This window comes from Paenibacillus sp. FSL W8-0186 (assembly GCF_037969765.1).
GTDB lineage: Bacteria > Bacillota > Bacilli > Paenibacillales > Paenibacillaceae > Fontibacillus > Fontibacillus woosongensis.
The window spans coordinates 1,360,850-1,386,640 of record NZ_CP150207.1; the positions used below are offsets into that span (position 1 = coordinate 1,360,850).

Genomic DNA, 25,791 nt, shown 5'->3' on the forward strand with positions numbered 1-25,791 from the left:
GGAGGGTTACACTATGAAGGCAGCAGCATTTCGTTCGATTGGCGGGCCTGAGGTGATGGAGGTTATGTCGTTTCCCGATCCGCAGGCTGGTCCAGGCCAAGTCAGGGTCCGGGTAAAAACGGCCGGGGTACAGCATTATGATTGCGGCCTGCGAAGCGGCTGGACACCGCAGGGCGTCGTTATTCAACTTCCGCAAATTCCGGGCAATGAGTTCGCGGGCATCATCGATCAAGTGGGTGAAGGTGTTACGGGTTTTCAAATAGGCAGCGAGGTACTTGGCTTCGCGCTAATGAATTGTTACGCGGAATACGTGGTTGTGGGCATAGATCAAATCGTCAACAAGCCCCGCAGTATGACCTGGGAAGAGGCAGGGGGGCTGACCGGCAATGGCCAAGGGGCGTATATCGCCTTGAAAGCCATCGGCGTTGGGCCAGGCGATACTGTATTGATCAATGGCGCGGCTGGATCGCTGGGTGCTTTTGCCGTACAGCTGGCTAAGGAGTGGGGGGCCAAGACCGTCATTGGTACTGCCAGCGAGAGGAACCACGACTACCTTCGTTCGTTGGGCGCTGTTCCGCTGACGTATGAGGAAGGACTGGCCGAGCGAGTACGCGCGATTGCGCCGGATGGCGTCGACGCCGCATTCGATACCGCTGGAGGCGAGGGGCTTCGGGCTGCGGTGGACTTAGTGCGGGCCAAGGAACGGATATGCACGTTTTTCGCCTATGACCTGATCGAGGAGCTGGGCCTCCGCGTTGTCCGCGGCGAACGCTCGGCAGCCCGCCTTGCAGAACTGGTCGAACTGCATTCCAAAGGCAAACTGCACATCCATATCAGAGAGACCTTCCCGCTGGATCGGGTCGGCGATGCCCACCGGGCTATCGAAACAAGACGCGGCCGCGGGAAGATCGTCCTCACCCTCGACTAAAGTTTGAGGCATTATTAGTTTAGGAGCCTACCAGATGATTAAATCGGAGGCTCTTTTTTGTTTGTATACTTTTTTTCGCTTATAAATTTACGATACGTGTGAAATAAATGGTGTTGTATTTCGTTATAGAAATGTCAGCCTCATTGACCAAGTCGTAAAATGGAGGGTTTATTCATGGATTTACAAGGAATCATCGACAGACTGTTGCCGATTCTGCCGACGGCGCTGATCATAGCTTTGGTGTTCATCGGAGGCTCGTATTTATCCTACGCCTTATACCGAAAGAGAGGCGGGAGAAGAAACGTAACCGCCAGGCAGGTTATCGCGACTTTCCTGATTCTGGCGTGGTTTGTTGTAGTTATGGTATTAACGACATTCAGCAGAGGCGCCAATTATGAGGGGTGGGTTAATTTCCGGATCTTCAGCGGTTATGTGAATGCATGGAATCAATGGTCGTTACAGGAATGGCAGTTGATTATTTTTAACATGCTGATGTTCGCTCCGCTCGGTTTCCTGCTGCCGCTTCTAGGCAAAACAACACGCCGTTTCGGTCCTGTTCTGCTTCTGTCGCTTCTTATAACGCTGGGGATTGAGTGCATTCAGATGTTGAGCCGCAGGGGTATTTTTGAACTGGACGATATTCTACACAACACACTTGGAAGTATGGCGGGATATTTCGTGATGAGCGCAATCCTAAACACCGCTGAACGTCGAAAGCTCGCGGTCAGATCTGTATGGAAGGCGCTCAGTATACCGCTATTTTTTGCCCTGCTTTTTTCCGGAGCTATGCTTGTCTACAATATGAAAGAGCTTGGCAACCTGTCCATTCGTCCGGCGATTACGCAGGACATGAGTCATGTTAAAGTAACGCTTAACGCCAATTTACCAACCGAGGCCGAACCGGTATCTCTTTATTCCAACAGCCGCATTCATCATCTTAAATATGGGGAAGAGATGGCAGGGCTGATGAAGCGTACTTTTAACCTGCAGCAGGTCGGCGGCGTCCGCATGGATGGATTTAACCGCATATGGATGCTTCATGCCGATGACGGAAAGGAATATACGTTTAATTACGCTGTCAACGATGGCGGATGGTGGTTATCAACCGAAGGTGATGGAAGCGGCCCGATGGAGCAGGAGGAATTGGCCAAGCATGGAGAGTATTATGGAAGCTGGATGCTTTCCAGCGGCATATTACCCCCAAATGCTGTATTCAGCACACAAAATGAAGATACGATTCGTTGGGATATTGAATGGTCCATCGCAGACATCGCTCGAGGAAATAACGATTATACAAGTGGAATGGTAATGATTGCACCTTCCGGAGAACACCAAATTCCACATAACTTATTTTACTCTTTGCAAGAGAACAAGTTTGTACGCAAAATTGAAATTATTAGTCCGGCTCAAGCCTATATGGATGTTGCCAAGGGGAACTTTTATGTTTTCAATAACTTGAAGAACGGCGACCAACTGAATGTGGACGAATATGAACTGACCTATACCTATGATTCAAAAGGGTATTACCAACCCGTTTACCGGTTCACAGGAACGGTGAATGAATCGTCTTGGTCCACGTTGATTCCGGCAGTGAAATGAATCATCGTTCACTCGATCTGAATTCTAATTAGTTCCCTTAATTTGAGGAAGGAAAAGAGGGTAAGTTCGATGGCAAAATGGGATAACATGCTGTCTATGCTCTGGATGCTGCGCTCTGGAAGGAAGCTCACCGCTGCGCAGATCGCGGACAGTTTAGAGATTAGCGTCCGCACCGTGTATCGATATATCGATGCATTATGTGCCAGCGGTGTACCGGTAATCGCAGAATCAGGCCATGATGGCGGGATTCGCATTCTGGACAGCTTTAAGGAGACGCCACTGTTCTTCAATTCTTTAGAGCTGAAGGCGCTTGTGGACGCATTTAAATTTGCGCAAGGCGCAGGCTATCCATATACGGAGGAGTTACAGAGCGCATTGAAGAAGGTGGAAAACGGGCTGCATGAGGAGCAGCGCCATGATTTGTCCCGTCAGACAATCGGCTTGGATGTGATTGCTCCAGCGCGTCCGCCTTCCGTCATTCGGTTGCTCAGGGATCTAGAGCAGGCGGCGAAGGAGGGAAGAACGGTCCGCATCGCCTATCGTAAAGCAAATGCTGAGCAGGCATACGAACGTAAGGTTGATCCGTACGGGCTGGCTTATGACCGGAATGAATGGTACGCTGTCGCCTTCTGCCATCGGTCTCAGGAGATTCGGACGTTCCGTGTAGACCGAATCGAGGGGCTGGAGGAGACCGAATTGCGATTTGATCAGCCTCTGCATTTCTCCGCGTCGACTTACCTCCGCGACCAGTCCGAGCGAAGTCGGGAGGCGGACGGACCGTTGACGGTCATTTGCATTGAGGGAGAGTCCGACGCACTGAATGCGGTTTGCTCCCACTGGCATTTGCGCCACTATTTGACCGAACGGAGCGATCGAGAGGCCCGGTTTCTGCTCGATGTCCCGACAATGAACAAGTACCTTCCGATGTATCTGATCACGTTTGGCACGGCCATTCGGATTCGGGAACCGCTTGAGCTACAGTGTATGATCCGGGAAATGGCGTATGGAATCGCAGAACATTACGCTAACAATAGCGACGGAGCTTGAACTTCACTGACACCGATTGTCAGCGAATCCGGTATACGATAGAGATACGGCTGCGGCAGTGACAGTCTAACGATGACGAATCAAGGAGAGGTGAATTCATCTATGCTTCAACACTCGCAACAATTATACGAATATCATGTTTGGGCGAATGACCGACTATTCGCTCACCTAGGGCAGCTTCCAGAGGATGTATTTCATGCAGAGGTGACGAGCGTGTTCCCGTCTGTAGCGCAAACGCTCGGACATATGTACTTATTCGAGCAGCTCTATATGTCTGTGCTCGCAGGAGAACCGAACGAGATTATTTTTTCGAAGATCCCGGAGTGGACAGAGGAAGCGCAGGTAAAAACCGTAGACGAGATGCAGCGACTGTTCGGCGGTGTAACTGAACAGTTCCGCGATTTGCTGCGGCGTACGCCGGATTTGGACAAGGCGATGACGATTGAGCATCCCAAGTATGGCCGGCTCGATACGCATTTCTCCGATATTCTGCATCATGTGGTCAATCACGGGACGTATCACCGTGGCAATGTGACCGCGATGTTGAAGCAGCAAGGGTATGCTGGGGTTCCAACGGATTATTTATTTTATTTGATGGAGTGCCAGGAAAGTCGGCAGTAATTTCGGCAGCAATCCTGGCAGGCGAGTGACTTCGCAACTAGCCGGATGCGGACATCTCAAACAGCTTAGCCATAGTCAGAAGGGCGGGGTAGTTTCATAAATGGCCACCATTTTGGTGGCCATTTATGAGAACCTGCCGTTACAGACGGCCGGAGAACCCCGCCAATATAACATGGCCTCAACTCAAATTAACAATCTGATTCATATCCGTTCCCTCGGTATTCTTGCCTAACATTCTGCGGAACAAGAATTTGACCATTTTGAATTTATTGCCCGAATCCCAGTACTCCGCAGTTTCCGCATTTACCTTGATGAGAACCAGATTAGGATCATCAGAAGTGGTTTCAAGCAGTTCCTCGTACATCGGATTCCACAGTTGTTGCAATTTCTCCTGATCCTCCACCAACTCAGCTTTACCGCGGATAGAGACAAAGGATTTTCCCGCATAGGCTGCGTTCACATGCTGATTCTGAAGCAGCTCGTGGAATTTGCCGCTATCCTTCTTTGTCAGGAACCAAAGAGTTCCGTCAAACTCGACATCCTGGGTTTTCATGGGCCGAGATACGAGTCCCTCTTCTGAAACTGTCGTTAGCATCGCGGTTTCGATCCCTTTGATTAATTCATGGACGGTTTTGATCGCTTCCTGATTGTCGGTAACAGAACTCGTCATGTTTTCATCCTTTCAAAAAAATTATATTTTATCATCTGTTCTGTTACCTTTCCCTAATCCGAAAAAAAGTAGTACACGCTGGCTTATGCTATACAAAGGTTATGACATAATGGAGTGCATTGTCTCAGTACATTAACGTAACCGTCGAATACTCGGCATTTGCGCTTAAAGGATTGTTCGTAATGGCAATGGCCAGTGAACGTGTATTCCGGGGGAGCTCGAAATGAATTTGTCCGTGCGGAACCGGGGAAAGCGGTGGGTTCAAGATTTGGCTTTTAGACAGATCAGGATAATAGCGGGTGCCTTCGGCATCCACTAAAGTGAAATACTCGGTCCGGAGTTCGATATTGTTGTCATCTGCTATTTTCGCACTAACGTTTACGGTTACAATTCGGTTCCTATTCCGTTTCCTGTGATCCACAAACGATGCGACAGTAATATCCATATCCCCCACGGACACCGTTTCTTCAATGGGGATAGGAGTGTCAGCTCCCTCTGATGATGAAGAGTCGGTACTGCAACCGGCGACGACCATAATAAATAGTAAACATAGAATACTGAGTTTCTTCATGATTTCCTCCGACAATAGTACTAGGTCATACCTTACCATATATGGACGGAGAGGGAAATATATGAAATTATACTAATATCCTTAGTGCTTATTATTTTGTTTATGGATGGCGTAAAAGGGACGTATGCTTATCATAGGCATATGAAAAGAAAAAAACTTAGTTCGCTCATTTATGGAAACTAAATAAGCGGACTAAGTTTGATCATCGCCGTTTCCCTCTCCTACCGCACTTGCCTCTTTAAGTAAACATATATTGTCAGCGGAGCGAAGATGACGATCAGCAGCAGGCCGACGCCGATGCCCGCCGCGAGGTCGACTGCGTCCGCAGTTCCGTGAAACAGTCCGCGCGTCAGAGCAACGGCTGCACTGATCGGGTTCATATCGACCGCGACTTGCAGCCATCGGGGCATTGTCGATGTGTCGACGAGCACGTTGCTGGCGAATAGGAGGGGGTACACGAGCATCATGCTTGTGCCCGATACCGTCTCGGGTTGCTTGGCCACATTACCTATGAGCGAAAACACCCAACTTACACTATAGGCAAAAAATAAAACATATATCCCCGCCAGCACAGCGCCACCGATACCCCCGTCCGGCCGGAATCCAAGCGCAAATCCCATGGCCAGAACGGTGAGCACCGCTGCCAAGTAGCGCAAGCCATCGGCAATAACCGAACCGAAGAGGGCAGCGGGCTGCCAAAACGGCATTGTGCGGAACCGATGATAGACGCCTCTGGCGATATCCGTGCATAACGTCGTACCGCTATAAACTGTCATCGGCACAACGGTCAGCACGAGGATGCCCGGCAGCAGATACTGAATATACCCGCTGACAGAGCCGGCAATCGCCCCGCTGAACAAGAAGGTGAAGATGAGCAGCATGATAATCGGCGACAAGACCGCCTCAACAGCCAGGCCGAAGCCGTTGTTTCTCATATGATGCAGCGTTCTTCGCATGAATAGCGCAGTTGCAGCAAGGCCGCTTGGACTTCGCCGCGGTTTTCGCCCTTCATATGTCTGCAGAATACTCATGTTGCCACCTCATTTCCATTTCCGCGATCTGGGGTCAGCGCGAAGTACACATCGTCAAGGTTCGGCTCGTTCAAGGCGAAGTCGTCGATCATTATCCCTTGACTGATAAGGTTGCCGATGACCGCATGCGCCAGCGCGGCTTCCGGCACCGCTGCTTTCACAGTCAGCCCGTCTTCTTCCGAATGGGCTGTTAGACCATGTTCGTTTGCGAGCAGATGACAAATGCCAGCTAAATCGGTCCCCTCCGCCAGTCGGATCGTCAGCGTCTTGCCGCCGATCGACGCTTTTAACTGCTCTGGCGTGCCGACGGCGATGACCTTGCCTTGAGCGATAAAACCGATACGATCGGCCAATTGGTCGGCTTCTTCCAGGTACTGAGTCGTCAATAGCACAGTTGTCCCGTTCTTCACCAAATGGCGCACCGCTGCCCACAGCTCACGCCGGCTCTGGGGATCAAGCCCGGTCGTTGGCTCATCAAGGAACATCACCTGGGGCGCCGGGAGAATGGCGGCTGCAAGATCCAGCCGTCGGCGCATGCCGCCGGAATATGTTCCGACGGTTCGGCTGCCCGCATCCTCCAATTTGAACGATCCGAGCAATTCTGCCGCAAGCGCGTGGGCATCCTTGCGTGAATAGCCGTGAAGCCCCGCGAACAGGGTCAGGTTTTGCCAGCCGGTCAGCGATTCGTCCAGCGCCGCGTACTGACCCGTGACACTGATATGTCTGCGCACGACAGCGGCATCCTTCACCACGTCGTACCCACAGATGCTCGCCGTTCCCTCGTCCGGACGCAGCAGTGTGGTCAGCATATGGATCATCGTTGTCTTGCCGGCGCCGTTCGGACCGAGGAGCGTGAACAGCTCCCCTTGCCGAATCGCCAGGTCCACTCCGCGCACAGCCTCATGCGTCTGGAACGATTTGCGCAAGCCATGCGCTTCTATGGCGTACGCCATCTTTATCCCTCCTCTGATCCCCGTTAGGATAGAAACATCCGCTTATGCTCCTCTGCCCACTCGGCAAACGTCCGGGCTGGCCGCCCAAGTACTTGCTCAATCGTCGGGAGCACGGTATAGCCAGCCTCTGGCGGATTTTTCGCGATCTGTACGAAAAAATCAACGCTCTCTTCGTCATAGCCCTGATCCCGCCATTGCTGACGTGCTTCTTCCTCGGTCAGCTCGATGAAGGGGATGTCCTTACCGGCCGCCGCTGCGATCGCGCGAACCGTTTCTCGGCGTGTCAGCGCTTCGGGTCCAGTCAGCGGATAGCTTCGACCGTGATGGCCCCTGCCTAATAGTGCCTCAACGGCAACGGCGGCAATATCGCCCTCGTGTACCCGCGCGCTCAGCGCGTCCCCGTAGAACTCCCGCACGACGCCTTCCGTTCGGATGGTCTCCCCCCAATCCGCCAGCACGTTGGCCATAAATTCGGCTGGCTTAACCAGCGTCCATTGCATGCCGCTGGCTCGCAGCGTTTCCTCTACGATGCCTTCCTCATAGCCGACCAGTACGACAACTCGCTTCACGCCGGCAGCTTCCGCCAGCGCTATAACTTGAGGGTCCGTGTAGAGATCAGCATGGGGTTCGTCGCTGGAGATAATCAAGAACATGGCCTCGATCCCTTGCAACGCTTCCTTCAGTGTCTCCGGCTTCATCAGATCGCCCGCCGCAATCTCTACGCCTTCCGGCAGCTTGGCTTTTGCCCGTTCGGGATGACGCGTTAGCGCCCTAACGGAACTTCCCCGCTGCACCAGCAGCTCCGTTACATGTTGTCCAACCGTTCCTGTTGCCCCTGTCACCAAAATCGTCATATTCCATTTCCTCCTCGTTTTTTCGCATAATGCTGGCGGATGGCTTCGATATGGGCGATGACATCATCCTGCAGTTCAGCCGGCGATACAATCTCGACGTTCGTTCCGTAGCTGGCAATGACCGATAACGCATACTCTTTCTTGTAAAAGGTCGTGTGCACATCGATCCAATCCCCCTGATACGTGCATTCACCCGGGAATTGCTCGAATACGCGGGTACGAACCGCCAAGCCGAAACGAAGATGGGCGCAAATTCCTTGAATTTCGCTCTCTTCCGACTCGTCCGGAATTTGCCGTGGGACGAATATTTCCCCGCACACATCGAGCGAGGCGATTCGCGACACGCGAAAATACCGTTTCGATTGCCGCGATCGACAGTACCCTTCCAAGTACCAGACGCCTTTTTCCCATAAGAGATTCAGAGGCTCCACGCTGCGCTCGGTTGCCTTGCCGGATGTGCTTGTGTATTCCAGCCTGACGACGCGGGATTGCCGGACAGCTCGGAAAAGCTCCTGAACAATATCTCTCTCATAGTCCGACGTGCTGATGCTTAGAATGACGGCTTCGTGGCTTCCTTCGTTCGCCAGATCCGGATTCAGGCTGGCCAGCTTCCGCATTGCGGGTGCCACGGCACCTCCCATAGCTCTTTCCATCGCCTTCAAAAGCGTATAGATCACCGATAAATCATCGACCGAGAAGTGCTGCCTCGTCAGGAAAAATCCGTTCATCAACTCGAACCCGCCGTCCGCACCGGTAAACGAAGCGACCGGGATGCCAGCCTGATTGATCAGTTCGACATCACGGTAGATGGTCCGAATCGAAACCTCGAACTTGGCGGCGAGTTCCGCAGCGGTTACTCTTTTTTTGGCCATCAGTTCCAGCGCGATTCCCAACAAACGATCCAGTCTCAAGGATATCCTCCCCCTCGGTCAGTGAAGTGTGGTCACCTGTCTCTTATCCTAAACTAACAATCCTGACAACATAGTTGTCAGGATTAAAAGCGAGGTGTTTTCTTTTTCAATACTTTTTCGATGTATGTAATATATTCAGATTCTTCGCGGCTCTACCTGTTTCATGATCCTATTAAACATGATCTGCCCCGCCCAACACCCGATTCACCAACTGATCCGCTTGGCGGGTCGTCTCCGGCAGGCGGTAATGCGGAGCCAGCTTCAATATCCAATCACAGGCGGTCGCGAGTGAAATCTTATGACCTACCGAGACGAATATCGGCTTGATCCCATCCTGCGTTCTTACTGCGCTGCCAATGACTTCGCCGCGATCCATAAGCGAGGACATAGCCCCTCTATCCAAGCCGGGCTCCTCGAATTCCCCTAGTAATCTTGTCTTGCCGCAGCCAATGGCAGGCATGTTGAACAGGACGCCCAAATGGCTGGCCAAGCCGAAACGCCGGGGATGAGCCAATCCCTGGCCATCGCACACAATCAGTTGCGGCGGCGTCTTGATTTGCTGAAATGCCTGAATGACGGGCGGCAGCTCCCTAAACGAGAATAGCCCCGGGATATACGGGAATTGCACGTGGTCTTCCACGACGACGGATTCTGCAACTTTCAAGGAATCCGCCTCCAAAATTACGACGGCAGCGATTAACTTGCCGCTATGCTTGCTATAAGCCACATCGACTCCGGCGATATACTGGACGTCAGCCAGATGATCCTCCGCGATCACTTGCCTTGCCAGCTCCTGCTGCAATTGGACGGCTTCCTCTTCCGTCAGCTTCCACGAATGCTTAACTCTGGGTTCCATACCGGGCCTCCATCTACTCATCTATACACTGATTATAACCGAATCGCGTCCCCCTGCCATTTCCTAACACTCACACAATTCATCTAGACACCTACCCCTAAAGTGATACAATAAAATCACTCAAGGAGGGGATGCCTTGCTATATCGTTGGTTCATTTTTCCATTCCGGCGGAGCATCCGGAACAAGCTGATCCTGATCATGATTCTGATATCCGTTGTTCCGCTCATCGTCGTGACGGTCCTGTCTGCCGAGAATACGAGAAAATCGATGGAAAGCGAAGTGATCCAGTCCAACATCACGCGAATTACCTGGACAGGCGGATATTTGGAAGAGAAGTTCATTCAGCTCAATAATCTCATTTATACGATTCTGATCAGCAATACGCTAGATGAATATATTAATAAAATGGACGGCTCGACCTTGTCCAATCAGTTCAACGCCCAGCGCAGCATCATCGATACGATGACGTCAGTCTATTATTCGGGGAATAATCATCTGCTGGGAATCCAGCTATACTTGAAGGAGAAGAACAAGCTGTTCACGATCAACAGCATGCAGAAGCAGATCAGCACGCCCCCAGAGGTGCCGGCCATGTGGAACGAAGTGACATCCAGCGGCATGAACTTCATGATCACGAGCAACGAGAGCGATCCGTCGAAATTCAATCTCATCCGCAGCGTAAACCGGTTCGAAAACAAGGAACTGCTGGGCAGCATCCTGCTGGAGGTTAAATGGCAGATGATGGACAGCGCTCTGGAGCTGCTGCGGTCGGAGCCGGATTATTCTGTATTTATCGCCGACCGGGACGGCCAAATCATGTATATGCCAGGCCCGGAGAATCAGAACGAAGCCCCGGAACGTATAGCGAATGTGCTGAAAAAGCTGGGGAATACGGACAGCGGCCCGGGATATATCCAGACAAAGGACAGCTATATTTTTTACAATACGGTGGAGCCCTGGAACCTGAAGCTGGTGAAGATCATTCCTGCCGAATATATTAATCAGAGCGCAAGGACGAACCTCAATTACGGGTTGATTGTGGGCATTATTTCAGCGGGTGTGTCGCTGCTGATCGCAGTCATTTTAGCCTGGAGCACCTCCAAGCCGATCGTCAGTCTGGCCAAGTCAATGCGCGGCATCAGCATCATTCAAGACCGGGAGCCGCCGGTCAGCAAGCGGATCGATGAGCTTGGATTCCTGGAATTTAAGCTATATAATATGTCCCACCGGCTTCGAGAGTACATCAAGACTGAATACAGCATGAATCTGGAAAAAAAGACCGCCCAATTGAAAGCGCTTCAATCACAAATCAATCCGCACTTCCTGCAAAATACACTGCAACTGATCGGCGGACTCGCCTTCTCCAGCAAGCCTGAAGAGATCAACGAGCTGATCCGTTCGCTGAGCCATATGTTCCGGTATGTTGTCCGCGGACCGAATGATTTGGCAACGATCCAGGCCGAGCTGGATCACCTGAATAACTATATGCATATCCAGATGCAGCGTTTCTCGCCGCGGATCAGCTACGAAATAGAATGTGATCCAGAGACCCTGAACTGCCGGATTCCGAAGCTGACGCTGCAGCCCATCGTCGAGAACGCCTTCCAGCATGGACTCGACAAGAAGCCGGGGGATTGGCGCCTCAAGGTGCAGGTACGGCAAAATCAGCACGGCGTCAACATTCTCGTTGAAGATAACGGGGTGGGGATGAACGCAGCGGCCCTAAAGGAACTGCAAACGAGCTTGCGCCGCGAGACCGATCAAATCTGGACAAGCGGAGACCGCATCGGCATGAATAACGTAGCCTCCCGCATCAAAATGCATTTCGGGCTGCAATACGGCGTATCCGTAGAGAGCGAGTCTGGGGTCGGCACAAGAGTAAGCATTCAAATTCCGATGATGAAAGAGGGTGACAGCTCCTATGATCAGAACGTTAATCGTGGATGATGAGAAGATGCCGCGCGAGATGATCAAGCGGTACGGGTCATGGGATGAGTATGGCATGGAAATTGTCGGTGAGGCGGATGATGGTTTGGAGGCGCTGCGCCTGATCGAGGCCCGCTCTCCGCAGCTGGTTATTACGGATATGCGCATGCCTGGAGCGGATGGACTGGAACTGCTGGGCATTTTGAATGAGCGCTATCCGGAGACGAAGGTGATCGTGGTCAGCGGTTATGACGACTTCACCTATTTGAAGCAGGCGATTCGCTGCAAAGCCAAGGATTACATTCTTAAGCCGATCGATCCGAAGGAGTTAAATGCCGCCCTGTTAAAATGCAAAAATGAGCTGGAATCCTCCCGCGTCATATACCGCGAGCAATTTACGCTGCAGATCGATTTCCTGCAAATCGCCAAAGGATACAAGCCGGCGCTCGCGTCTTACTATAACCGGCTGGATGTCTCCGGCATCCGGGATACGTTCCAGGAGCTGCTCCGGCAGCTTGGCAATGCGGAGGCGGAGCAGGCGAGGATGCAGGACCGGATTTATCAGGAATTCATCGTACTGCTCCGGGAGCTGATGATCGCCAACTCGCAGACCGTAGAGGGCTTCCGGTTCGAAATCGACGAAGCCGCGCTGCAATCCTATGAGCGTCTGCTAAGCGATGTGACGAAGCTGTATTTGCTGGCGATGAACCAGCTTGAGGAGCATCGGAAATACCGGCGGAAGCTCAACCTGCCGGAAATCAAGCATTATGTCGAGGCCAATTTCTGCAAGCCGATTACGCTTGAGCAGATTGCGTCCGCGTTCTTCGTCAGCAAAGAATATTTAAGCCGCGCCTTCAAGAACGAGTTCCGCCAAAATCTGTCCGATTACATCCTGCAGCTGCGGATGGAGAAGTCGAAGGCGCTGCTGCTGGAAGGCAAGCTGCCGATCAAGGCCATTGCCGAAAGCTGCGGCTACGAGGAGCTCGCTTATTTCTACCGCGTGTTCAAGAAGCATTATGGCATCGCACCGGGTGAAATGAGGAAAGAGCGTTAATTTCATATTGAGAAGGCAAGAACGAGGTTCAAAATTGTACAAAGAAAGAGGTTAATTTCGTCGAATTAATCTCTTTCTTTGTTATTTTACAATGTAAGCGTAACCAACATCAGACATGGGGAGGTCAAAAGCATGAAGAACAAATGGAAACTGCTGCTTAGCGCAATATTGGTTGTAGGCCTGCTGGCAGGCTGCGGATCGGGAGGCGGCTCTTCATCTGGAAGCGCGAACAGCGGTGATTCCGGCAAGACAGATACGGGGGGCAAGGCGCAGACCGTCAATCTGAAGGTGTTTATCGCCCAGCCTCGCTTCAAGGAACAGTACGATAAGTACATTGCCGACTTCATTGCCAAACAGAAAGCAGAGAAAAATATCGATGTTAAGGTTCAACTCGAAATGCCGAATGCGGACAATGCGCCGCAAATTCTGAAGACGAGACTGGCTTCGAATGATGCGCCGGACGTATTCAGTCTTCATGCTGTTAACGAGGTGCCGACGTTCTATAAAGCGGGTTACCTCGAAGATTTGTCCAGCCAGCCATTCGTTGATAAATTGCTCGACAGCGTAAAGCCTTCCGTTACGTATGACGACAAGGTCGTTGCGGTACCACTGGAGACGTTATCCTGGGGTTACCTATACAACAAACAAATCTTCTCCGATCTGGGACTGACGCCTCCAGCGACGTTAACCGAAATGAAAGCAGTAGTAGAGAAGCTGAAGGAGAACAACATCACGCCGTTTGTGCTGTCCTACCAGGAAGCGTGGATTCCGCAGCTGTTCCTGCCGCTGGCCGTAGGAGCCCTTACGGAGACCGATAATCCTGATTTCGTCGACAGAATGTACAGCAATAACGGTTCCTTCTCCGAAATGAAGTCGATGTTCGAGATCATCGATCTGGTAAATGCGAACGGAACGGACAAGGCGCTGGAAGTCAGCGGCGACGACGGCGCGGCCGCCTTCGCTGCAGGGAAAGGCGCGATGTGGATCCAAGGCCCATGGTATGCCGAGACGATTCTGAAATCCAATCCGGATCTTGATTTCGGAGTTGCCCCGCTGCCGATCAACGACAATCCTAATGCAACACTGATCAACTTGAGTACTTCCACTTCGCTCGCCGTGTCGCCGACCAGCAAGAACAAAGAAGTGGCGCTGGACCTGGTCAACTATATTTTGGACGAGAACGATTCCAATGAGTTTTTCCAGAGCTTGAAATTCAATCCGTTGGCTACCGTACACACGTTTGAAAGCTATCCATGGGTCAATGATGCTACCGAATATGTGAAGGCCGGCAAATCGTATCAGGATCCGCGGATTCCTCAGGCGGTCAAGGACGAGGTCGGTAAAGGGCTGCAAAGCTATTTCGCGAAGCAAATGTCTCAGGAGGACGTGCTGAATGCACTGGATAAGGCTTGGAAGGATTTCAATAAAGTGAACAAGTAGGTTCCGGTAAGGAAGGGCGGCGTGGGTTTGTGGCGCTGCCTTTCTACTAACCCAATACTCGAACATCTGAGGTGATGTAACCATGCTCTCTAAAGGTTATCGGAAGTACCTGTCTTTCTTTGCCTTTCTAGCGCCAGCATTTATAATCTACAGCATTTTCCTGCTCATTCCAACGCTTGGCGGCATGTTCTACAGCTTGACCGACTGGAACGGGCTAAACCGTGCCTATGATTTTGTAGGACTTGCTAACTTCGTGGAAATTTTGCGCGATGATCCGGATTTCATGCATTCCCTGTGGTTTACGCTGAAATACGTGGTGATCATGGTCGTATTGCAGAACGTCTTCGCTTTGTTCCTTGCGGTGTTGATTGAATCAAAACGAAGATCGAAGGGATTTTTTAGAACGATATTTTTTATGCCCAATATGATCAGTCTGATCATCAGCGCGTTTATGTGGTCCTTTGTATTTACGCAAGTGCTGCCGCAAATCGCCGAGAAAACGATACTCACCTTTCTCGATCAAGGGTGGATCGGCGATCCGAACGTTTCGTTCTACTCCATTATTATTGTGTCACTCTGGAACGGCGTCGGGTACATGATGATCATTTACTTGGCGGGACTGCAGGGCGTACCTCAGCACTTGCAGGAGGCGGCCATTATTGACGGAGCGAATGTGTACCAGCGCTTCATGCGTGTAACCTTGCCAATGATCACCCACGCCTTGACCATCTGCTTGTTCCTTACGCTCAATGGTGCGTTCAAAGTGTTTGATGTCGTGTACGGCTTGACCGGGGGCGGTCCGGGGCGCAGCACGCAGGTGATCACCTTGAACATATACGAGGAGGCGTTCTCCAACAACTTCAGGTACGGGTACGCCAGCGCAAAGTCGATCATCCTGTTCCTGTTCATCCTCGTTTTTACCTTTATCCAAATTAGCGTCATGAAGAGAAAAGAGGTGGAATCATGAGAAAGCGAACAGCAGCCTCTTATTTCGTTACTTTACTGCTCGCCGTGCTGGCCGCGGTTTCCTTTTTCCCCATTTACCTGGCGGTCATTAACTCGTTTAAGACCCAGGGGGAAATGTTCAGTTCTGTCATGGCGCTGCCGACGAAGCTTCACTTTGAAAACTATGTGTACGCTTTTCAGCAAATCAATCTGCTCAACAGCGTGAAGAACTCGGTGATCGTGTCGATTATGGGAGTTGGCGGTATTATTTTTGCGGCTGGCTTGGCTGGATATAAACTGTCGCGTACACCCGGGAAGCTGAGCAACTTCATTTTCTTCCTGTTCATCGCTTCGATGCTCGTGCCGTTTCATTCCATCATGATTTCGCTGACCAGAGTGGCTAAGAGCTTGGCCGTACAAGGCACGACCTACGGATTGGGCCTGATCTATATCGGGCTTGGCGTGAATATGGCGGTGTTCCTGTATCACGGCTTCGTCAAGACCATTCCGAAGGAGCTGGAGGAGTCGGCGAGAATCGATGGCTGCGGCGATTTTCAGACTTATTTTCGCATCATCTTCCCCTTGCTGCTGCCGATTTCAGTCACGATTGGAATTCTGAACTTCCTGTGGATCTGGAATGACTTCCTGCTTCCGCTGCTTATGCTGACCGACGTTAACCGGTACACGTTGATTCTGTCCACGAACATGCTGTTCGGCGAGTACAACAAAGAGTGGTCGCTCATTCTGGCGGCGCTCGTACTAACGGCCATTCCGGTCGTCATTATTTATTCGATCTTCCAGCGCTTTATTATGGAAGGCATTACGGAGGGTGCGGTTAAGGGGTAGGCAGGCAGCCACGTTAAGAGGGCGCGTGAGAAGAATGGAAGAATGCTTCATCAAGAGAGGAGAGACGACTGTGCAGAAAATGCAAAAGCTTTATTATGGAGTCGCTTATTACGATGAGTATATGCCTTACGACCGGTTGGATCAGGATATTCAAATGATGAAGGATGCCGGCATTAATGTGGTGCGCATCGGGGAATCGACCTGGAGCACGCATGAGCCGCAGAGCGGTGTGTTTGATTTTACCTCGCTGGATCGCGTCTTAGAGGCGATGCATGCAGCGGGTATTCAGGTCATCGTCGGAACCCCGACTTATGCGGTTCCTACCTGGATGGTGAAGGAGCACCCGGATGTGCTGGCGGTGACGCCGCAAGGAGAAGGGCGCTATGGAGCAAGGCAAATCATGGACATAACGAATCCAAAATACCTGTTCTACGCCGAGAGAATCATCCGCAAAATGATGGAGCGCGTGAAGGATCATCCGGCCGTCATCGGGTACCAGACCGACAATGAGACGAAGCATTATCATACGGCAGGGCCCAACGTACAGGTACAGTTCGTGAAATATATGAGAGAGAAATTCAGAACCGTGGAGAAGGTAAACGAGGAGTTTGGACTCGCTTACTGGAGCAACCGGATCAACAGCTGGGAGGACTTCCCTTCGGTCGTCGCGACGATCAACGGCAGCCTGGGCGCCGAGTTTGCCCGCTTCCAGCGGAAGCTGGTGACCGACTTTCTGGCCTGGCAGGTGGCCATTGTAAACGAGTATAAACGTCCGGATCAATTCGTGACCCAGAACTTCGATTTCGAGTGGCGGGGTTATTCCTATGGGGTACAGCCGGATGTCGACCATTTCGCGGCTTCCGAAGCTTTTGACATTACCGGGGTCGATATTTACCATCCGTCGCAGGATGATTTGACCGGCATCGAAATTTCGTTCGGCGGCGATGTGGCCCGTTCTACGAAAGGAACCAGCTATCTCGTGCTGGAGACGGAAGCTCAGGCGTTTGCCCATTGGGTCCCGTATCCGGGTCAGCTGCGGTTGCAGGCGTTCAGCCATCTCGCCTCCGGGGCAAATATGGTGGCATACTGGCACTGGCATTCAATCCATAATTCATTCGAGACGTATTGGAAAGGACTGCTCAGTCATGATTTTGAGCCGAACCCGGTCTATAACGAGGCGAAGACGATCGGACGCGATTTTGCCAGACTATCTTCGAAGCTCGTGAATTTGCAGAAAAAAAATCAGGCCGCCATGCTCGTCAGCAACGAAGCGCTGACTGCGCTGGAGTGGTTCAAGCTGCCGGGCCAGGAGAAGAATTACAACGATGTGGTTCGACTCATGTACGACCAGTTGTACAAGATGAACATCGGCTGCGATATCGTGCATCCATCCAGCGCCAATCTGAATGACTATAAGCTGCTGATCGTACCGGCATTGTATGCAGCATCTGATGAGCTGCTCGAAAGATTGAATAATTTTGTACGCCAAGGCGGACATATCGTCTATTCCTTCAAGAGCGGATTTACGAACGAACACATAAAGGTAAGAACGACACATCAGCCAGGCATCATCAACGAAGCCTGCGGCATTTATTACAGCATGTTCGTCGAGCCGAACAATGTGTCGCTGAAAGGCGATCCCTTCGGCGTCGGCGAGGAGCACAATGTTGTGGAGACGTGGATGGAGCTGATTACGCCGACGACGGCGGAGGTGCTTGCCTATTATGACCACCCGCATTGGGGAGTCTATGCGGCGATTACCCGCAATACGTACGGCGACGGGGTCGCGACTTATATCGGCTGTCTGCCGAGCCCGGCGATTATGCGCCAGGTGCTGGAGCAAGCGGTGAAGGAGGCGGGACTGTGGGGCAAGGATCAGGAGATCGCTTTCCCGCTGATCACGAAGTCCGGCTGGAACGAAGCGGGCAAGCTCGTCCATTACTATATGAACTATTCCGATGAAGAGCAGGTCATGACGTACCCGCATCCGAACGGCGAGGAATTGCTGGCGGGACGAAGCGTGGCAAGCGGGGAGCAGTTGACCCTGGAGCGCTGGGGCGTACTGATTATAGAGGAGAAGTGACGGAAGCACAGCAGCTCAGCAGCTTAGCAACTTAGCGGCTCTTCAACGGACATCATAATACTCAGGAGGTTCAGTCCCAATGAATAAGACATGGATTTCTACGACGCAGCAGGAATATTGGCAGGAGCAGGTGCTCCCCCTTGCGGGAGCTAGTGCGTTCAACATATCGCCAAATGCAGGGAACGAAGCGGGTTCAACTCACCTGCCGGCAAGCCTGCAGGTAACGGAGGAGCAGTACCAGACCGTAGATGGCTTTGGCGGATGCTTCAATGAGCTCGGTTATTTTGCGCTCCAGCACATCTCCGATGAAGAGCGAAAGGAGGTGATGAAGAAACTGTTCGATCCTGACGGAGAATGCCGGTTCAGCATTTGCCGGCTGCCGATGGGAGCGAGCGATTATGCCGCCGAGTGGTACAGCCTGAACGAGACGGACGGCGATTACGCGATGGAGCATTTCTCAATCGAGCGGGACAAGCAGGTTCTCATTCCTTATATAAAAGAAGCACTGCGCTGGAACCCCAATCTGACGTTATTCGCTTCGCCTTGGAGCCCGCCGACCTGGATGAAGCATCCGAAAGCGTACAACTACGGAACGCTGCGGTGGGAGCCGGACGTTCTGCAAGCCTACGCCTTATACTTCGTCAAATTCGTTCAAGCTTATGCCGAGGAAGGCATCACGATTCATCAAGTGTATGTACAGAACGAGCCTGTCGCCGATCAGAAGTTCCCTTCCTGCGTGTGGACCGGCGAGCAGCTGCGCGACTTCATTCGCGATTATCTCGGCCCGGCCTTCCGGGAGCACGGATTGACCACGGAAATTTGGCTGGGAACGATTAACGGCCCTGATCCGTACCGTCAGGAGAACACCGATTATGATGTCTATGCCAATGTGGTGCTGAGCGATCCGGAGGCCAGACAGTACATCAGCGGTGTCGGCTATCAGTGGGCCGGTAAATATGCCCTGCAGCGCACGGTAGAGAGCTACCCCGAGCTCCGCTACATGCAGACGGAGAATGAATGCGGCGATGGCAAAAACAGCTGGGAATATGCTCATTACGTGTTCAACCTGTACAAGCATTATTACACCAATGGCGTAAACAGCTACATCTATTGGAATATGGTGCTGGAGCCGGGCGGCCGCAGCACTTGGGGCTGGACGCAAAACGCGATGATCACGGCCGATCCGGATACGAAGCGGGTCGTTTACAATCCCGAATATTACGTGATGCGCCATTTCTCGTACTTTATCCAGCCGGGAGCCGTACGTCTTGGCATCCGAGGAACGTCGGCCGGGAACGCGCTTGCTTTCCAGAACCCGGACGGAGGCCGGATCGTAATCGTAGCGAACCCGTTTAAAGAGCCAAGAACGCTGTCGCTGCAGGTCGGGAGCGAATCCATCTCCTGCGAGCTGCCGGCATTATCGTTCCATACGTTCAACATTTAATCGTGTTTGCAAAGAGAGTTGTGAACCACAGCTCTCTTTTTTGCTTGATGATATTGAAAGGCATGCGGACTTGAAATTTCATGGATTATACAAATCAAAGGCCGCAACCTGTCCGCTCCTTGACCGGAGCCTGTCCCACTTTGCCAAGATAACCGGGCTATTATGATAGTGTGGGAATGAGATTCAGGGACACCACAAATGGGCAGACAACTTATGTCATGGCTGGCGATTCGCCGGCTTTTTTTGTTGTGGTGCAAATCCCAGATCCATTCCCGCTCAAGATCGATGATAAGAAAGGAGGGGGCTATGAACACAGTAAGTTTAAATCGCATTCGTAAGGGGATCGCAGGCGCTCTGGCGAAAGCATTTCCTGGCACAACTATTTACGACGAAGAGATTGAGAATCAGCAGGGCCTGGAAACACCATATTTCATGGTTCAATTGCTAACAACATCACAAGTGCAAGAACTGGACAGGCGCTATCACCGCACTCATACCTTCGACATTGGCTTTTTCCCGGAAGGCCCGCAATACAACGAAGAGGCTCATGCAACCGCAGAAATACTCTATGATGCGCTAGCGACAGTAGAGATCGATGGCGAATTATACCGGGGACTGAATATGAAGCATGAAGTTAATGATCAGACATTACATTTCTTCGTGGATTATAACTTCTGGGTGTGGAAGCCGCAGCCGGAAACACCAAAAATGCAAACACTCGAGCGGGAGGGATTCTTAAATTATGGCTAAAAAAGAAGAAGATACAAAGCAAAAGACGAACGCAGCTCGCTTTACGAAGGAACAATTTGTGCAATCTGAGCAGTGGCAAGGTGTTGATCGAGATATCCTTAGCAGCGTGCTGGAGGATAACAAGACTTATACCATCGCACAAGCGAAACAGTTAGTAGAACAATTTATGATCAGAGAGGTGAAATAAATGGGCGGCACATGGACTACACAAAACAAAGTATTGCCTGATGTGTACATTAATTTCAAATCTGAAGCTCAGGCACTTGGTAAATTAGGAGAACGAGGTATATTGGCGGTTCCCGCTCATCTGCCTTGGGGGAGAGAAGGAATCACGACACTTGAAGCAAGCACATTTATGCAGAACTCGTTAGCTGCTATCGGCTTTCATGCGGTCGACTCACGGATCAGGCATATTTCTGCGGCACTTTCCCATGTTAATCAAGTATTGATTTATCGCTTAGGAGCAAACGGGGCAGTGAAGGCAAGCGCCGTGTCAGGCAGTTTGACAGCGACGGCTAAATACGGCGGCTCGCGAGGAAATGACCTGAAAGTATCGATCCAGTCCAACATAGATATGCTGGGCTTTTTTAATGTCATTACCTATTTGGATCAGGAGGAAGTGGATATTCAGACTGTCGAAAAAGCAGAGGATCTGGTATCCAATGACTTTGTGGACTTTAGTGGTACAGGCGTGCTGACAGACGCTGCTGTGACCTCCTTGGAGGGCGGGGCGGACGGTTCTGGCGGAGCTGGGGAATATGCCGCGGCCCTTGCTGCGTTTGAGGCGGAGGAATTTGACGTGTTGGCGGTGCCTACAGAAGATAGTGTCATTAAATCACTCGCAACGGCCTATACCAAACGTCTCCGGGAGAACGAGGGGAAGAAGTTTCAGACCATGCTGTGCAACTATCCTGAAGCGGATCATGAAGGTGTAATCAGCCTGAAAAACGGTGTTGTGACCGCTGACGGATTAACGGTAGAACCGACCTATCTGGTATGGGAGATTGCAGCTATGGAAGCAGGGGCAAACGTCAACCAATCTTTGACTTGTGCGGTGATCCCTAACGCTGCTGATGTATCTCCGAAATATACGAAGACAGAGCTTGTTCAGGCGATTAGTAATGGCGAAATGGTGCTTGCAGCCGACAACGGACAGGTACGAATTGTGCAGGATATTAATACGCTCACGACATTTACGATGGACCGGGGTAAGCATTTTAGCAAAAACCGGATTATTCGCACCTTGGACGCCATCGCTAATGATATATCCAGGGTGTTCAAACAGCACTTTCTCGGCAAAGTATCCAATGATGCAGACGGACGAAATCTGTTTAAAGCCGAAGCGGTCTCTTATCTCGAGAGCTTGCAGAATATTGGTGCGATCCAAAATTTTGACTCTCAAAAAGATATTGAAGTGTTGCCGGGCAAGGATTCAGATTCCATTGGAATCAACCTTTGGATTCAAGCCGTGGATAGCGTCGAAAAAATTTATATCAGTGTCACAGTACGTTAAGGGAGGATTCATAAATGGGAGTATTTAATGTTAAAGATGCCATTAGCGGCAAGACTGCACGAGCCTTTGTAACCATCAACGGACGGGTGGAGGAATTACTCTACGGCAAGACCGGGGAAGCCACCGCCGAGAAAAACAAAGTGGATGTGCCTGTGCTTGGTAAAACGAATACGCCACAGCGTGCTGCTGGATGGAAGGGCACCGGCACGTTGACGGTCTATTATGTAACGTCGCTGTTTAGGGAATTGATGATCAACTATATTAAAACAGGTGAGGATTTTTGGTTTGATCTAATGATGGTCAACGAGCAGCCGGGAAGTGCTGCGGGTAAGCAAACCATCATTCTCAAAAACTGCAATGTCGATAGTCTGATCCTCTCCAAATTTGATGCCACCAGCGACGATATGCTGGAGGAGGAAATTCCGTTTACGTTTGAGGATGTGGACATGCCGGATATGTTTAATACTATTCAATAAAAGAGAAAGAGGGAATAGATATGAGCTTGCAAGATTTTTTGAACGCTAACCCCATTGATGGTTTGACGGAAGAAGTGACCGTGTCCAAGCGGTTTAAAGATGCGGAGGGAAACCTGTTAAAGTTCAAGATCAAGGCCATGACAGGTCCTGATTTTGAGGAGCTTCGCAAACGTTCAACCACCATCCTTAAAAAAGGGAAGGTAGAGTTTAATGCGCAGCAGTTTAACACGACATCTGTCATCAATAACACGCTCGTACCTGACTTTAAAGATGCGGAGTCCATCAGTAAACTTGGTTGTACCACTCCTGAGCAATACGTAAATAAAGTGCTGTTGCCCGGTGAGATTGCTACGCTTGCTGAACACATCCAACGGCTGAGCGGTTTTGATGTTGGGATGGAGGATCTGGTGGAAGAAGCAAAAAACTAATCCGGGAGGGCGACAGTGAGGCAAATTATGCTTACTATGCCCTCCACAAGTTTCATAAATGGCCTAATGAGTTTTTAGCCCTTTCTAGAGAAGAGAGGGCTTTTGTTATGGCTTGCATTGATGAAAGGGTAGCAGCGGAAGATAAAGCGGCGAAAAAGATGAAGAGATAGGTATTTGCTTCGAAAGAAGGTGAAGTACAAAGTGGCAACAGTGCAAGCGACTCTGAATTTGATTAACAATCACCAGAAGATGATTCATATGACACAGGCAATCAACAACAATTACCAGCAAATCAACACCACATTAAACGATGCAAATATAACTATTAACAATGGCTTGAAGCAAACGGAATCCTCAGTTAAAAAGCTCGTTGGTGTTATATCCAAGGGGGTTAAACTTGCCCAACAACTAGGGGGCGTGATAGGTGAGGCCATGGCGGTGTCCGATGACATGGCTGCTACCAACGCCCGTTTAGCTTTTGTTAATGATGGTTTGCGCACCCAGGCTGGGTTACAACAACAAGTTTTAGATATAGCCAATAGAACAAGGATGAGTTATAGCGCAACTGCCGGGTTAGTCACCAAGCTTGGAGTAGGCACGCAAGGTTTATTCAAGAACAACGATGATTTGCTTGATTTCACGGATAACTTTAACAAATCCCTGGTGATTAGTGGAGTTTCAGCAGCAGATGCCGAAAGTGCGATGCAACGTATGTCTCAAGCGTTGGGAGATGGGGTTGTGCAAGGCGATGAACTCCGTCAGCTTTTAGATAACGCTCCGGGCATGATGCAGATTTTATCAAATGGGTTGGGAGTTTCCGGCGGACAATTGATGCAAATGGCAGCTAACGATGAATTAACAGCTGATCAATTCGTTAAGGCTTTCCAGAATCAATCGGGACAGATTGACAAGATGTTTGAGGAAATGCCGGTGACCTTTGGTGGTGCGATGACCGTTCTCGACAATATCATTAAGGGCTGGGTCGGGAGCTTAGGGGAAGCAGGGGGCCCTTTAAGCAGAATTACCGAACTGGTAGTCCTGTTAACTACTTACTTGCAGTCTGATGGCGTGACTAATTTTCTGGACGGATTAGCCATGGGCATATCTACGGTGGTATCGTGGATGATTGAGCTAGTCGAGTATGCAGCGCAAGTATATAGCTTCTTCTCTGAAAATTGGTCCATTCTCGGCCCAATTGTATGGGGATTGGCGGCAGCGATCGGGGGGTTAACCTTAGCGCTAAACTGGAGCACGATAGCTACATATGCAGCAGCGATAGCTACAAATGCAGCAGCGATAGCTACAAGGATTGCAGCCATAGCCCAGGCGCTATGGAATGCGATCATGAACGCTAATCCCATCGTTTTAATCATAACTTTGATTGCATCCTTAATTTTGGCGCTTTATAAACTGTGGACAACCAACGACGATTTTGTAGCTGGTGTTATGCGAGTATGGAACTTTCTTCTTAATTCCCTTGATCTGCTTCCAGCTTTTTTCTGGGATTTGGTTGAACGCATGATGGCCCCCATTAAAAAATGGGCGCAAAAGATCGACATGCTAGTTAACGGAATCATCGCTAAAATAAACGATGTGTTAGACACTATCAATAAAGTAACAGGGTCTAATTTTCAAATACAAGGGACATTCAGTTTGACTAACTTGATAGATCAAATCGATAATTTCGCTGGCAATAAAAAAGCTGAAGCCTTAGCGAGAGCTGCAAAAAATAAACATGAACGAGAACAAAAGTTGTCGGATATGCTCGCGGACAAGGCAGCGCAAAGAGCAAAACAACAAACAGATGAAGAAGCGAAAGGCGGCCCTGGGGGATCTGGCGTTTCTTTGTTCAGTCAAACCGGTGTACCTGCAGCATCTATTGACAAAGTTGATAAAGTGGGCAGTGTTGGAAAAATTGAAGACAAGGTGGACATCAGTAGTGAAGACCTCAAAACGATGCGTGAATTGGCAGAAATGAAGTCGATCCAAAATTTCGTAACGCTAACACCTACGGTATCCGTCAGCACCGGCGATATTCATAACGGTACAGATTTGGATACGATCATTTCGCAAATTACAGTTACATTGGAAGAAGAAATAGCATCGAGTGCATCGAGATTATACGCGTAAATTATAGTGCAGAAAGGAGGGGTTCCGTGGATAAGTACACCCTTACCCTATCATTCAACAATCGAACCGAAGCGATTGAATTCCCGGTCCTTCCCGGTAAAATTGAAGTGCAATCCAGCGGAGATAGTAAGACATACGAAATATCCCAGTTAGGCGAAATTAACGTCATCAAAAATATGAAGCTGAAAGAAATTGCATTTGAGAGCTTCTTCCCGGCAAGTTGGTTCCCGGGGGTTAATGTAGAACGCAGAGCGATGTTCAAGCCGGCTTATTACATTGATAAAATTGAAGATTGGCGAAGTAAAAAACGCCCGGTTCGGTTGGTGCTCACCGGTTCGAATTTGAATATCAATATGGCAGTGAGTATTGAAAAGTTTGGCTGGGGTGAAGAGGCCGGTACTGTTGGGGACATACACTATCAAATCTCGTTTAAAGAATATCGTTTCTATGCCGCAAGGAAGGTCGGATTTGTAAAGGATGCAACAGGCAAAGAAACGGCAATTTCTAATAACCAGTCAGCGTCTCGCGCAGATACACGGGTACAGCCTGAGACTTATACCCTTGTAGCGGGGGACAACCTTTGGAAAGTGGCTAAACAATTTTTGGGTGATGGCAGCAAATATAAGCAAATACAAACGCTGAATGGGATCAAAGACAGTGAATTAAAACGGCTGCCCATTGGTAAAGTCATTAAGCTGCCAAAGGAGGGGTAAC

General features: G+C 50.4%; 25 protein-coding genes. 18 read left to right on the plus strand and 7 right to left on the minus strand.

Annotated features, from left to right (window positions below):
- Positions 1 to 13 precede the first annotated feature (13 nt).
- The 4 genes from MKX50_RS05800 (at position 14) to MKX50_RS05815 (ending at position 4,195) form a co-directional block, all read left to right on the plus strand.
- Complete coding sequence (locus tag MKX50_RS05800; protein WP_339158727.1) at positions 14 to 928, plus strand: NADP-dependent oxidoreductase; 915 nt, start codon at positions 14 to 16, stop codon at positions 926 to 928.
- 174 nt (positions 929 to 1,102) lie between these two features.
- On the plus strand, positions 1,103 to 2,527 hold the full coding sequence (locus MKX50_RS05805) for a VanZ family protein (RefSeq protein WP_213592762.1): 1,425 nt from the start codon (positions 1,103 to 1,105) through the stop codon (positions 2,525 to 2,527).
- A gap of 69 nt (positions 2,528 to 2,596) precedes the next feature.
- Positions 2,597 to 3,574, plus strand: a complete 978-nt coding sequence (locus MKX50_RS05810) for a YafY family protein (RefSeq protein WP_213592761.1) — start codon at positions 2,597 to 2,599, stop codon at positions 3,572 to 3,574.
- A gap of 102 nt (positions 3,575 to 3,676) precedes the next feature.
- Positions 3,677 to 4,195 (plus strand): DinB family protein, encoded by a 519-nt coding sequence (locus MKX50_RS05815; protein WP_213592759.1) that lies wholly within the window; start codon positions 3,677 to 3,679, stop codon positions 4,193 to 4,195.
- Between the two features lie 178 nt (positions 4,196 to 4,373).
- Here MKX50_RS05815 and MKX50_RS05820 read toward each other — a convergent pair whose 3' ends face one another.
- From MKX50_RS05820 to nfi, 7 genes are all read right to left on the minus strand, one after another.
- Complete coding sequence (locus tag MKX50_RS05820; RefSeq protein ID WP_213592757.1) at positions 4,374 to 4,865, minus strand: pyridoxamine 5'-phosphate oxidase family protein; 492 nt, start codon at positions 4,863 to 4,865, stop codon at positions 4,374 to 4,376.
- 124 nt (positions 4,866 to 4,989) lie between these two features.
- The gene (locus MKX50_RS05825) at positions 4,990 to 5,436 is read right to left on the minus strand and encodes a DUF4352 domain-containing protein (RefSeq protein WP_213592755.1); all 447 of its coding nucleotides are present in this window, start codon (positions 5,434 to 5,436) and stop codon (positions 4,990 to 4,992) included.
- Positions 5,437 to 5,657: 221 nt separating this feature from the next.
- Positions 5,658 to 6,467: an ABC transporter permease gene (locus tag MKX50_RS05830; RefSeq protein WP_213592753.1), complete on the minus strand. Its 810-nt coding sequence runs from the start codon at positions 6,465 to 6,467 to the stop codon at positions 5,658 to 5,660.
- On the minus strand, positions 6,464 to 7,420 hold the full coding sequence (locus MKX50_RS05835) for an ATP-binding cassette domain-containing protein (protein ID WP_213592751.1): 957 nt from the start codon (positions 7,418 to 7,420) through the stop codon (positions 6,464 to 6,466). Before MKX50_RS05835 ends, MKX50_RS05830 begins: the two co-directional genes overlap by 4 nt.
- Before the next feature lie 23 nt (positions 7,421 to 7,443).
- Positions 7,444 to 8,274 carry an NAD(P)H-binding protein gene (locus tag MKX50_RS05840; protein ID WP_213592749.1) on the minus strand — a complete coding sequence of 277 codons (831 nt, stop codon included), beginning with the start codon at positions 8,272 to 8,274 and terminating at the stop codon, positions 7,444 to 7,446.
- Entirely contained in the window at positions 8,271 to 9,185 is a 915-nt protein-coding gene (locus MKX50_RS05845) for a YafY family protein (protein WP_213592747.1), read from the minus strand. Before MKX50_RS05845 ends, MKX50_RS05840 begins: the two co-directional genes overlap by 4 nt.
- A gap of 172 nt (positions 9,186 to 9,357) precedes the next feature.
- A complete protein-coding gene (gene nfi / locus MKX50_RS05850) occupies positions 9,358 to 10,041 on the minus strand; it encodes a deoxyribonuclease V (RefSeq protein WP_213592745.1) in 684 nt (227 codons plus the stop codon).
- Between the two features lie 136 nt (positions 10,042 to 10,177).
- Between nfi and MKX50_RS05855 the strand changes: the two genes are divergently transcribed.
- The 14 genes from MKX50_RS05855 (at position 10,178) to MKX50_RS05920 (ending at position 25,790) form a co-directional block, all read left to right on the plus strand.
- Positions 10,178 to 11,989 carry a sensor histidine kinase gene (locus MKX50_RS05855; protein WP_244996636.1) on the plus strand — a complete coding sequence of 604 codons (1,812 nt, stop codon included), beginning with the start codon at positions 10,178 to 10,180 and terminating at the stop codon, positions 11,987 to 11,989.
- The gene (locus tag MKX50_RS05860) at positions 11,964 to 13,022 is read left to right on the plus strand and encodes a response regulator (protein ID WP_213592743.1); all 1,059 of its coding nucleotides are present in this window, start codon (positions 11,964 to 11,966) and stop codon (positions 13,020 to 13,022) included. Before MKX50_RS05855 ends, MKX50_RS05860 begins: the two co-directional genes overlap by 26 nt.
- Before the next feature lie 132 nt (positions 13,023 to 13,154).
- The gene (locus tag MKX50_RS05865; RefSeq protein ID WP_213592742.1) at positions 13,155 to 14,462 is read left to right on the plus strand and encodes an extracellular solute-binding protein; all 1,308 of its coding nucleotides are present in this window, start codon (positions 13,155 to 13,157) and stop codon (positions 14,460 to 14,462) included.
- 82 nt (positions 14,463 to 14,544) lie between these two features.
- Entirely contained in the window at positions 14,545 to 15,429 is an 885-nt protein-coding gene (locus MKX50_RS05870; protein ID WP_213592739.1) for a sugar ABC transporter permease, read from the plus strand.
- Positions 15,426 to 16,253 (plus strand): carbohydrate ABC transporter permease, encoded by an 828-nt coding sequence (locus MKX50_RS05875; protein ID WP_155609680.1) that lies wholly within the window; start codon positions 15,426 to 15,428, stop codon positions 16,251 to 16,253. The genes MKX50_RS05870 and MKX50_RS05875 overlap by 4 nt, the downstream gene beginning before the upstream one ends.
- 79 nt (positions 16,254 to 16,332) lie before the next feature.
- On the plus strand, positions 16,333 to 18,336 hold the full coding sequence (locus MKX50_RS05880; protein WP_213593057.1) for a beta-galactosidase: 2,004 nt from the start codon (positions 16,333 to 16,335) through the stop codon (positions 18,334 to 18,336).
- 79 nt (positions 18,337 to 18,415) lie between these two features.
- Positions 18,416 to 19,780: a glycoside hydrolase family 30 protein gene (locus MKX50_RS05885; RefSeq protein WP_213592737.1), complete on the plus strand. Its 1,365-nt coding sequence runs from the start codon at positions 18,416 to 18,418 to the stop codon at positions 19,778 to 19,780.
- A 306-nt stretch (positions 19,781 to 20,086) separates the two neighbouring features.
- Positions 20,087 to 20,530, plus strand: a complete 444-nt coding sequence (locus tag MKX50_RS05890) for a DUF6838 family protein (RefSeq protein WP_339158732.1) — start codon at positions 20,087 to 20,089, stop codon at positions 20,528 to 20,530.
- A complete protein-coding gene (locus MKX50_RS05895; RefSeq protein ID WP_339158733.1) occupies positions 20,523 to 20,717 on the plus strand; it encodes a hypothetical protein in 195 nt (64 codons plus the stop codon). Before MKX50_RS05890 ends, MKX50_RS05895 begins: the two co-directional genes overlap by 8 nt.
- A complete protein-coding gene (locus tag MKX50_RS05900; RefSeq protein WP_339158734.1) occupies positions 20,718 to 22,043 on the plus strand; it encodes a phage tail sheath family protein in 1,326 nt (441 codons plus the stop codon). It abuts the gene before it with no gap.
- Between the two features lie 14 nt (positions 22,044 to 22,057).
- On the plus strand, positions 22,058 to 22,519 hold the full coding sequence (locus MKX50_RS05905) for a phage tail tube protein (RefSeq protein WP_339158735.1): 462 nt from the start codon (positions 22,058 to 22,060) through the stop codon (positions 22,517 to 22,519).
- A gap of 20 nt (positions 22,520 to 22,539) precedes the next feature.
- Complete coding sequence (locus MKX50_RS05910; RefSeq protein ID WP_055109346.1) at positions 22,540 to 22,947, plus strand: XkdN-like protein; 408 nt, start codon at positions 22,540 to 22,542, stop codon at positions 22,945 to 22,947.
- A 189-nt stretch (positions 22,948 to 23,136) separates the two neighbouring features.
- Positions 23,137 to 25,077, plus strand: coding sequence for a tape measure protein (locus MKX50_RS05915; protein WP_339158736.1), 1,941 nt, complete (start codon positions 23,137 to 23,139; stop codon positions 25,075 to 25,077).
- Between the two features lie 26 nt (positions 25,078 to 25,103).
- Positions 25,104 to 25,790 (plus strand): LysM peptidoglycan-binding domain-containing protein, encoded by a 687-nt coding sequence (locus MKX50_RS05920; protein ID WP_213592729.1) that lies wholly within the window; start codon positions 25,104 to 25,106, stop codon positions 25,788 to 25,790.
- The last annotated feature ends 1 nt before the right edge of the window (position 25,791 follow it).